The organism is Streptomyces sp. NPDC020681, assembly GCF_044334895.1.
GTDB lineage: Bacteria > Actinomycetota > Actinomycetes > Streptomycetales > Streptomycetaceae > Streptomyces.
Window position 1 is genome coordinate 121840 of sequence record NZ_JBIRTX010000016.1, and the last position, 10265, is coordinate 132104.

Annotated in this window: 9 protein-coding genes; all 9 read left to right on the top strand. The window is 70.7% G+C overall.

Annotated elements, in window-relative coordinates; all coding sequences use genetic code 11:
* The first annotated feature begins 246 nt into the window (after positions 1 to 246).
* Positions 247 to 1320 carry a ketoacyl-ACP synthase III family protein gene (locus ACH4YL_RS30825; protein ID WP_398510746.1) on the top strand — a complete coding sequence of 358 codons (1074 nt, stop codon included), beginning with the start codon at positions 247 to 249 and terminating at the stop codon, positions 1318 to 1320.
* Positions 1320 to 2939 carry a (2,3-dihydroxybenzoyl)adenylate synthase gene (locus ACH4YL_RS30830; protein ID WP_398510747.1) on the top strand — a complete coding sequence of 540 codons (1620 nt, stop codon included), beginning with the start codon at positions 1320 to 1322 and terminating at the stop codon, positions 2937 to 2939. Before ACH4YL_RS30825 ends, ACH4YL_RS30830 begins: the two co-directional genes overlap by 1 nt.
* 1 nt (position 2940) lies before the next feature.
* Complete coding sequence (locus ACH4YL_RS30835) at positions 2941 to 3225, top strand: phosphopantetheine-binding protein (RefSeq protein ID WP_398510748.1); 285 nt, start codon at positions 2941 to 2943, stop codon at positions 3223 to 3225.
* Positions 3225 to 4709: an amidohydrolase family protein gene (locus ACH4YL_RS30840; RefSeq protein ID WP_398510749.1), complete on the top strand. Its 1485-nt coding sequence runs from the start codon at positions 3225 to 3227 to the stop codon at positions 4707 to 4709. The genes ACH4YL_RS30835 and ACH4YL_RS30840 overlap by 1 nt, the downstream gene beginning before the upstream one ends.
* Positions 4706 to 5491: a 2,3-dihydro-2,3-dihydroxybenzoate dehydrogenase gene (locus ACH4YL_RS30845; protein WP_398510750.1), complete on the top strand. Its 786-nt coding sequence runs from the start codon at positions 4706 to 4708 to the stop codon at positions 5489 to 5491. Before ACH4YL_RS30840 ends, ACH4YL_RS30845 begins: the two co-directional genes overlap by 4 nt.
* An 80-nt stretch (positions 5492 to 5571) precedes the next feature.
* Positions 5572 to 6240: an isochorismatase family protein gene (locus tag ACH4YL_RS30850; protein ID WP_398510751.1), complete on the top strand. Its 669-nt coding sequence runs from the start codon at positions 5572 to 5574 to the stop codon at positions 6238 to 6240.
* Positions 6237 to 8117 carry an anthranilate synthase family protein gene (locus ACH4YL_RS30855; RefSeq protein ID WP_398510752.1) on the top strand — a complete coding sequence of 627 codons (1881 nt, stop codon included), beginning with the start codon at positions 6237 to 6239 and terminating at the stop codon, positions 8115 to 8117. Before ACH4YL_RS30850 ends, ACH4YL_RS30855 begins: the two co-directional genes overlap by 4 nt.
* 5 nt (positions 8118 to 8122) lie before the next feature.
* The gene (locus ACH4YL_RS30860) at positions 8123 to 9490 is read left to right on the top strand and encodes a 3-deoxy-7-phosphoheptulonate synthase class II (protein WP_398510797.1); all 1368 of its coding nucleotides are present in this window, start codon (positions 8123 to 8125) and stop codon (positions 9488 to 9490) included.
* Positions 9491 to 9495: 5 nt separating this feature from the next.
* On the top strand, positions 9496 to 10245 hold the full coding sequence (locus ACH4YL_RS30865) for a 4'-phosphopantetheinyl transferase family protein (protein ID WP_398510753.1): 750 nt from the start codon (positions 9496 to 9498) through the stop codon (positions 10243 to 10245).
* Positions 10246 to 10265: the final 20 nt, after the last annotated feature.

The following is a 10265-nucleotide window of genomic DNA, read 5'->3' on the forward strand; positions in this document are numbered from 1 at the left end:
CGGGCGGTCGGCACGCGGCGGCTACGCGATCAGCACAGCACCGCGACGCGCACGCATGCCCGAGTAGTCGCTACTCAAATCGGCCACCCTCGGCCGCGGTGGGTGAGGAGAGGTTTACCTGCGTAGGACTCTCATCGTTAGACACTGTCTAATACGCGACGGTTGAGTACCGCCTACTCATGAGGGGCGTCGGCCCAGGTGTTGTGCTTGCCGCGAAGGCACCCACCCCACGAAGGAGTCGGCGCGATGAGGACTGAGAACCTGTATCTCGCCGGGATCGGCAGCCATCTGCCGCCCCTGTTTCCGGCCGAGCGCGCGGTCGCGGAAGGTCTGTACGACGAGGCGAGCCGGCAGGAGTCCGGCATGCGTTCGGCGGCCGTCAGCGAGTCGACACCCGCACCCGACATGGCGATCGACGCGGCGCGGGCCGCGCTGTCCGGATCGGGCCACGGCCCGGACGACATCGGCATCCTGCTGCACAGCTACACCCACCACCAGGGTCCCGACGGCTGGTCGGCGGTCCACTACATCCTCAACAACACGGTCGACCGTCCGGTGCCCGCCGTGGAGATCAAGCAGGGCTGCCTCGGCATGCTCGCCTCCGTCGAGGTGGCCGCCAACCGGCTGACCGCCAACCCCACGCACGACGCCGCGCTGATCACCACCGGCGACAACTACTCAACTCCGGGCGTGGAGCGCTGGCGTTCCTCCGGCCTGTTCGTGCTCGCCGACGCCGGCTCCGCCGTGGTGCTGTCGCGCCGCTCCGGCTTCGCCGAGCTGCTCGCGGTCGGTTCGCTCTCCGACTCCTCGATGGAGATCCTGCACCGGGCCGGCGAGGAGCTCTTCCCGCCGGGTGTCACCCGGGGCCGCGGCCTGAACTTCGGCGAGCGGGCCCAGAAGGTCCGTGAGCAGTGGGCGGCCGGCCAGGCCCCGCCGATCAAGAACTTCGGCGACAAGGTCGCCGAGATCGCCGAACGCACGCTGAAGGAAGCGGACCTGTCGCTGGACCAGATCGCCAAGGTCTGCCACGTCGGCTTCGGCCGGCCCGCGCTGGAGGCGATGTTCCTGCTGCCGCTGGACGTCGACGAGGACAAGGCCCTCTGGGAGTACGCCAACACCATCGGGCACACCGGCGCCGCCGACCTTTTCCTGGGCCTGGAGCACGTCTGGCGCACGGGTCAGGTCAAGCCCGGCGACCACGTGCTGCTGATCGGCGCGAGCACCGGCATGGAGGCCGGCGCCGCCGTCGTACGCATCACCGAGTCCGCGGCCGAGTACGCGCCCCCGGCCGAAGCCACCGACGCCGAGCTGGAGTCCTGATGCTTGCCGGATGCACCCCATGGCCGTCCGACGTCGCTCAGCGCTACCGCGATCAGGGCATCTGGCGCGGTGAGACGCTCGGCACGATGCTGCGCGGCGCCGCGCAGCGTTACGGCTCCGCCACCGCGCTGGTGCACGGCGAGCGCCGGATCAGCTACGCCGAACTCGACCAGTGGTCCGACCGGCTCGCCGCCGGATTCGCCGCGCACGGTGTGCGCGAGAACGACCGGATCGTCGTCCAGCTGCCGAACGTCCCGGAGTTCGTGGCCATCGCGTTCGCGCTGATGCGGATCGGCGCGAAGCTGGTCTTCTCGCTGCCCGCGCACCGCGCCACCGAGATCAGCCATCTCGTCGAACTCAGCGGCGCCACCGGCTACGTACTGCCGGAGACCCACCGCGGGTTCGACCACCGCGAGATGGCGCTGGGAATCCAGGCGGAGGCCGCCGACCTGCGCACGCTGTTCGTGCTCGGCGCGAAGACCGAGGGCTTCGTCTCGGTCTCCGAGCTGGAGCTGGTCGACGCCGACCCGGAGCCACTGCCCGAGCCCGACCCCGCCGACGTGGCCTTCTTCCTGCTCTCGGGCGGGACGACGGCGCTGCCGAAGCTGATCCCGCGCACCCACGACGACTATGTCTACCAGTCGGAACGTGCCGCCCAGGTCTGCGAGTTGACCGACCGCGACACCTATCTCGCGGTGCTGCCGGTCGAGTTCAACTTCGCGTACGGCTGCCCGGGAGTCATCGGCACCTTCCAGACCGGCGGCACCGCCGTCCTCGCCGACACCCCGAACCCGCTGGACTGCTTTCCGCTGATCGAGGAGCACAAGGTCACCGTCACCTCGATGGTGCCGTCGATCATGCAGCTGTGGCTGGAGGCGGCCGAGTGGAGCGAGGACGATCTGAGCAGCCTGCGGCTGGTCCAGGTCGGCGGCGCGCGGATGACACGCGAGTTCACCGAGCGCATCGGGCCGACGCTGGGCTGCTCGCTGCAGCAGGTGTTCGGCATGGCCGAGGGCCTGCTCACCTTCAGCAGGCCGGACGACCCGGCCGAGTCGGTGCTGACCACGCAGGGCAAGGCCATCTCGGAGGCCGACGAGCTGCTCATCGTCGACGAGAACGGAACGGCCCTGCCGGCCGGCTCCATCGGCGAGCTGATCACCCGCGGCCCGTACACGCTGCGCGGCTACTACGGCGTGCCCGAGTACAACAAGCGCGCCTTCACCGAGGACGGTTTCTACCGGACCGGTGACCTCGCCCGGCTCACCGAGGACGGTGACCTGGTGATCGAGGGCCGCATCAAGGACATGATCATCCGCGGCGGCGACAAGATCTCCGCGGGCGAGGTCGAGGACCATCTGCTCGCGCTGCCGTCGATCGCGCAGGCCGCGGTGATCGGTGTGCCGGACGAGTTCCTGGGCGAGCGGATCTGCGCCTATCTCGTCCCGGACGGCGGGCAGTTGACGCTGGCCGACCTCAAGCAGGCCATTCACGCCCGTGGCGTCGCGGACTACAAGCTGCCCGACGTGGTGCGGTACGTGGCCGAGCTCCCGCTGACCCCGCTGGGCAAAGTCGACAAGAAGGCGCTGGCCGTCACAGCCGCGTCCGAGCAGGAAGGCTGACGTGGACACCACCCCGACCCCTACCGAGCAGGATCTTCGCGCAACCGTCGCGCCGCTGCTGGGCGTCGAGCCCGACGCGATCGCGCAGGACGCCAACCTGGTGGTCCTCGGCCTGAGTTCGCTGGAGATCATGCGGCTGGTCAGCCGCTGGCGCAAGCAGAAGATCGCCGTCGACTTCGACGCGCTGGTCGCCGCGCCCACGCTGGCCGGCTGGCTGGCGCACTTCACCGCCAAGGCCACGCCCGCGCCTGCCACGTCCGCGCCGTCCGAGCCCGGGGTGGCGTGATGACCGTCCAGTTGATCACCGGCGGCACCGTCTACACGGCGGACGCCGAGGAGAGCGTCCACGCGGGCGGCGCGGTGCTGATCGTCGACGGCACGATCGCCGCGGTCGGACCCGCGGCCGAGGTCGAGACGGCGGTCGCCGCACTCGAACCGGCGGACAGGGCCCGGCTGAAGCGGACCGACGCGGGCCGGATGATGGTGCTGCCCGGCTTCGTCAACGCGCACTGGCACGAGATGTTCGCCATGCGCTTCCCGATGCGCGGTGCGCTGCGGCCGGTCTCCGACCGGGCCGACGAGGTCGCGTTCATGGGCGGCGGCGGCGACATGCACCAGATATCCGCCACCTTCGACCGCTTCGACCCGCTGATCGACGGCATGACGCCGGACGAGGCGCAGGCGATCGCCGAGTACTCGATGTGGACCCAGCTGCGCGGCGGCGTGACCACCCTCGGCGACATGGGCTCGCTCAACCGGCCGCACTCGATGGTCGCCGCGGCGCAGCGCCTGGGCATCCGGTTCTCGGCGAGCACCTGGGCGGCCGACGCCGTCTGCCTCCCCGACCAGGACACCTTCGTACGCACCCGGGACGCCGACGGCGTGCTCGCGGCCTTCGAGGAACTGCTTCAGCTGGTCGGCAAGGACACCTCGGGCCGTATCCGCTGCCGTCCGAGCATCGCGTACGTCACCAACATGACCGACGAGCTGGCGCGCGGCATGGCCGAGCTGGTGGCCAGGCACGACCTCGGCTTCGCGACCCATGTCGGCGCGCTGCGCAACGAGGTCGAGCTGATGCGCAGGTACTACGGCGAGACGGGTGTGCGCCGGCTGGCCGAACTCGGGCTGGTGGACGAGCGGTTGATGGCCGGGCACTGTGCGTTCCTCGACGAGCAGGAGCAGCAGCTGCTGCTCGACGCGCGCGCACACATCAGCCACTCCCCCGGCAAGTACGGCCCGTCGGGCGAGTCGTCGCTGACCGAGACCGCAGTGGTGCCGGCGCTGCGCCGCGCCGGCCTCGACGTGTCGCTGTCGACCGACGGATCGTCGATGCCGAGCGCCGGGATCGCCGAGACGATGCGCGCCGCCTGGCAGATGTACAACGAGATGAGCGCCGACCAGACCGAGGTGCTGCCCAGCGACGCGCTGGCCATGGGCACCCGGATCGCGGCGAAGGGGCTGCGCTGGGACGACGCGGTCGGCAGCCTCGAGGTGGGCAAGCAGGCCGACCTGGTGCTGGTGAAGGCCGACGACTGGCGCTACCTGCTCAACCCGCGGCCGCTGGAGGCGTTCCTGTGGCTGTCCGGCTCGGCCGATGTGGACACCGTGATCGTCGGCGGCCGCACGCTGCTGTCCGGTGGCAAGGGCGTCGAGGTCGACGAGGCCGGACTGCAGGAGCGCTACCTGGAGGCGCTCGGCGCGTTCACGACGCGCACGCTGCGGGTGCCCGAAGAGGTCGTCGGCCGCGTTCTCGGGCAGGTGACCCGATGAGCGCGCTGCTCGGACGGCTGTCCGGTGTCGCCGTCGTGACGGGCGCGGCCGGCGGGATCGGCGCGGAGATCGCGCGCAGCCTGGTGGCCGCCGAGGCCCCGGTCGCGCTGCTGGACCGCGACATCCTGGCGCTGTGGGAACTGGCCGCCGAACTGGACTCGACCGGTGGGCGCGTGATCGCCGTCGCCACCGATGTGACGGACAGCGCGGACGTGGACACCGCGATGGCCAAGGTGGAGGCCGAACTCGGCCCCATCGAATACCTCGTCAACGCCGCCGGGGTGCTGCGCAGCGGCCAGGCCGCCGAGCTCACCGACGAGGAGTGGGACACCACGTTCGCGGTCAACGCCGGCGGCGTGTTCCACGCCAGCCGGGCGGTGGCCCGGCTGATGGTGCCGCGCCGGCGCGGATCGATCGTGACGGTCGCCTCCAACGCGGCGGCCACGCCAAGGATGTCGATGTCGGCGTACGCGGCGTCCAAGGCGGCTTCCGCGATGTTCACCAAGTGCCTCGGCCTGGAACTGGCCGGGTACGGCATCCGCTGCAACGTCGTCGCTCCGGGCTCCACCAGGACGCCGATGCTCACCGCGCTCCAGGGCGACGCCGCCGAGCGCGCCTCGATCGACGGAGTGCCCGACGCGTTCCGGGTCGGCATTCCGCTGCGGAAGATCGCCGAGCCGACGCACATCGCGGACGCCGTGCTGTTCCTGCTCTCCGAGCGGGCCTCCCACATCACCATGCACGACCTGACCGTTGACGGCGGCGCCGCGCTCGGCGTCTGACCGTTCCGTGGCGTTCGGCTGATCCATGAGTTCGACCGATCCATGACGTCCGACCGATCCATGAGAAGAGGAAACGACCAGTGGCGATTGCGCCTATCGACTCCTATCCGATGCCGCGGTCCGTCGAACTACCGGTCAACACCGCACGCTGGACCGTCGACCCCCGCCGGGCCGTGCTGCTCGTGCACGACATGCAGCACTACTTCCTCGCGCCGTTCGCCGACGGCAGCCAGCCGCTGACCGATCTGCTCGCCCATGTCACCGCACTGCGCGAGCAGTGCGCCGATCTCGGCGTCCCGGTCGTCTACTCGGCCCAGCCCGGCGGCATGTCGCCCGAAGAGCGCGGCCTGCTCCACGACTTCTGGGGTGCGGGCATGTCCGCCGACCCCGCGGACCGCGGCATCCCGGACGCCTTCGGCCCCGGTGAGCGGGACACCGTCCTCACCAAGTGGCGGGCCAGCGCCTTCCACCGCACCGGGCTCCTCGAGCTGCTGGCCGAACAGGGCCGTGACCAGCTGATCATCTGCGGGATCTACGCGCATGTCGGCATCCTGCTCACCGCCTGCGACGCCTTCGCGCACAACATCGAGCCCTTCGTGGTGGCGGACGCGATCGCGGACTTCACGCCCGAGTTCCACCGGATGGCGCTTCAGTACGCGGCGAGCCGGTGCGCCATGACCCTTCCGACCGCGACGATGCTCGACCAGCTCGCGGCGGCCGTCACCGTGTCCGCAGGAGGCTCGTCATGACCTCCCTCGACGAACTGGCCAGGGGCACCAGGCCGTTCGCGGTGCTGCACCGCCCGGAGAGCGGCCGGCGCCGTACGGTCGATCTGCTGCTGGGCGAGTTCACCGAGGTCGCCGGCACGGCCGAGCTGCCGATCCCCGACCTCGGCGAACCCGACACGCACGAGACGCTGGTGCTCCTCCCGTACCGGGTGATCGGCGAGCGCGGCTACGACCATCACGACGACGGCGAGCCGGTGCTGGCGATGCCCGTCCGCGAGCAGTCGCTGCTGCCCGTGGACGAGGTGCTCGACCTGGTGCTGCGGTGGCCCATCGAGATGGGCGACGGCACCTTCGACCTGGACGACGAGGAGTACGGCGACCTGGTGCGCCGGGTGCTCGCCGAGGAGATCGGTCACGGCGCGGGCGCCAACTTCGTGCTCAAGCGCAGCTTCGTCACCGAGATCGCCAACTGGTCGGTGCGCACCGCGCTGGCGTTCTGGGGCCGGCTGCTGCGCGCCGAACCCGGCGCGTACTGGACCTTCCTCATCCACACCGGCGAGCGCACCTTCATCGGCGCCAGCCCCGAGCGCCATGTCAGCCTCGACGCCGGCATCGCGGTGATGAACCCGATCAGCGGCACCTACCGCTATCCGCAGGGCGGCCCGACCGCGGACGGCGTGCTGGACTTCCTCGCCGACAGCAAGGAGACCAACGAGCTGTACATGGTGCTCGACGAGGAACTGAAGATGATGAGCCGGGTCTGCGACGACGTGCGCGTGGTCGGCCCGCAGCTCAAGGAGATGGCCCACCTCGCGCACACCGAGTACCGCATCGTCGGCCGCAGCACCCGTGACGTACGGGAGATCCTGCACGAGACGCTGCTCGCGCCCACCGTCACCGGCAGTCCGGTGCAGAGCGCCTGCCAGGTCATCGCCAAGTTCGAACCGGCCGGGCGGGGTTACTACTCCGGTGTCGCCGCGCTGATCGGCCGCGACGCCGTGAACCGGCGGCGGATGGACTCCGCGATCATGATCAGGACGGCGGACGTCGACCTGTCGGGCCGGATGCGGATCGGCGTCGGCGCGACGCTGGTGCGCGACTCCGAGCCGGCGAAGGAGGCCGCGGAGACCGCAGCCAAGGCGGCCGGGCTGCTCGACGCGCTCAACCGCGTCGCCGAACACGCACGTCCCGCGGGCCTCGACGGACATCCCGCGATCCGGGCCGCGCTCACCTCGCGCAACGCGCCGCTGTCGGACTTCTGGCTCGCGCCGCCGGCGGCGACCGCCCCGACCCGCGGCAAGCTGCTGATCATCGACGCCGAGGACACCTTCACGGCGATGGGCGCGCTCCAGCTGCGGGCGCTCGGCTTCGACGTGACCGTCAGCCGGTTCGACGAGCCGCACCGGGTGACCGGATACGACCTCGTGGTGCTGGGCCCGGGGCCCGGCGATCCGCGCGACGAGACCCACCCCAAGATCACGTACCTGCGCGCGGTGACCCGCAGCCTGCTCAATCTGCGGGTGCCGTTCGTGTCGGTGTGCCTGAGCCACCAGATCCTCAGCGGACTGCTCGGACTGCCGCTGCGCAAGCTGGACTTCCCGAACCAGGGCGTGCGGCGCACCGTCGATCTCTTCGGCTCGCCGGAGCCGGTCTACTTCTACAACGCGTTCACCGCGCACCACGACAGCGAGCTGCTCGACACCCCGCTGTGTCACCGGTACGTGGAGGTCGCGCGCGACCTTGCCACCGGCGAGGTGCACGGCCTGCGCGGCCCCGGCTTCACCTCCGTGCAGTTCCATCCGGAGTCGGTGATGACCCGGCACGGCTCGGCAATCCTGGACGACTTGGTCACCCGTGCGCTGGCACCGGTGCCTCACAGAGTGGAGCTCTCGGCGTGACCCCCATGGTCGATGTCCCTTCCGCGCACGCCGTGCAGAGCTGGCGGGCGCTGCCCGCGCAGCAGCAGCCGCAGTGGCCGGACCCCGCCGCGCTCCACCAGGCGGTCGTCACCCTCACCAAGGCCCTTCCGCTGGTGTTCCCGCGGGAGTGCGACCTGCTCAAGAGCCGGCTCGCCGCGGTCGCGCGGGGCGAGGCGTTCCTGGTCCAGGGCGGCGACTGCGCCGAGTCACTCGACGCGGTGAGCGCCACCTCGATCAGCCGCACCGCCGGCACGATCCAGCAGCTGGCCACGGTGTTCGGCTATGCGATGTCGCTGCCGGTCGTCACGATCGGGCGGATGGCCGGGCAGTACGCCAAGCCGCGCTCCAAGCCGACCGAGACCCGTGACGGCGTCGAACTGCCGGTCTACCGGGGCGACGCGGTGAACGGGTTCGCCTTCGACGCCGCCTCGCGCACGCCGGATCCTCAGCGGCTGGTACGGATCTACAACGCGTCCACCGCCACGCTCAATCTCATCAGAGCCTTCGGCACCGGCGAACTCGCCGCCCCCGACGCCGCGTTGGAGCGCATCAAGCACTTCGCGGCCGGCGCTCCCGGCCGGCACGCGTACGAAGCGCTCGCCACCGGCATCGAGCAGGCGGGCGGCTTCACCGGAACCGACGGCTGGCACACTCCCGGCGAGCTGTTCATGTCGCACGAAGGGCTGCTCCTGGACTACGAATCGGCGCTGACCAGGGTCGACTCCCGCACCGCCAGGCCGTACGCCACCTCTGGCCATCTGCTGTGGATCGGCGAGCGCACGCGTCAGCCGGACGGCGCGCATGTCGAGTACTTCGCGAGCATCAGCAACCCGATCGCCGTCAAGATCGGGCCGAGCATCGCCGAGGACGAACTGCTGCGCCTCATCGACCGGCTGGACCCGGAGCGCGAGCCCGGCAGGCTCACGCTGGTCGCCAGGATGGGCGCCGCGCAGATCCGCAACGTGCTGCCCGGTCTGGTGAAGCGGGTCACCGCCGAAGGACTTCCGGTGGCGTGGGTGTCCGATCCGATGCACGGCAACACGATCACCGCGCCGTGCGGGCACAAGACCCGAAGGTTCGAGGACATCCTCGACGAACTGACCGGGTTCTTCGAGGTGATCGGCGGCGCCGGCGCGCACCCCGGCGGCGTCCATCTGGAACTGACCGGCGACGACGTGGCCGAATGCGTCGGCGCCGGGCTCACCTTCGACGATCTGCCCGCGCGCTACCGGTCGGTCTGCGATCCGCGGCTCAACCGCGAACAGTCGCTGAACCTCGCCTTCCAGCTCGCGGACGACATCCTCAAGAGGCACCGGCTGGTGGGCACAGGCCTGGCGTCCGGTGGCCGGTGACCGGGATGACCGTGGCAGGGGTGGCAGGCGCCGAGCTGACGCATCTGTGGCTGCTGCCCGAGGACGCCGTCGACGGCTTCGCCGAGAAGCTGGGCGGCACGCGGCTGCTGACCGAGGACGAAGAGGTCCGGATGGGGCGGCTGCTGACCCGGGCGGCGCGGCGGCGGTTCCTGGCCCGCCGGCTGCTGTGCCGGTACGCGCTCAGCGACCGGACGGGCCGCCCGCTCGACCGGTGGAGGTTCTCGACGGGCAGGTACGGACGCCCGGAACCGCTGCCGAACTTCGATGACGGCGACGGTCTGCGATTCAGCCTTTCGCACACCGAAGGGCTGATCGTCTGCGCCGTCACGCACGGCCGGGTCTGCGGAGTCGACGTGGAGCGGCTGCCCGCCTCCGCCGAATCCGCCGACTACGTCAGCCGGTTCTTCGCGGACGCCGAGCGCGCGGAACTCGCCGCGCTCGGCCCCGCCACACGGATCGACAGGACCAGTGAGCTCTGGGTGCTCAAAGAGGCGTACCTGAAGGCTCTCGGCACCGGTCTGCACCGGAGCCTCGCCGCGTTCTCCTTCGCCCGCCACGCGGCGGGCGGGGCGGAACGCATCACCGTCCACGACCCCGAGCAGCCGGACGCCGGCGGTTCCTGGCAGTTCGAGCTGCTGCGTCCAGGACCGCGTCATGTCCTGGCCGTGGCGGTCGACGGCGCTCGGCCCGGTGCGTTGCAACGGACCGATTTATCAGCCACTTCAGGCATTTAAGCGACCCGATGGGAATACCG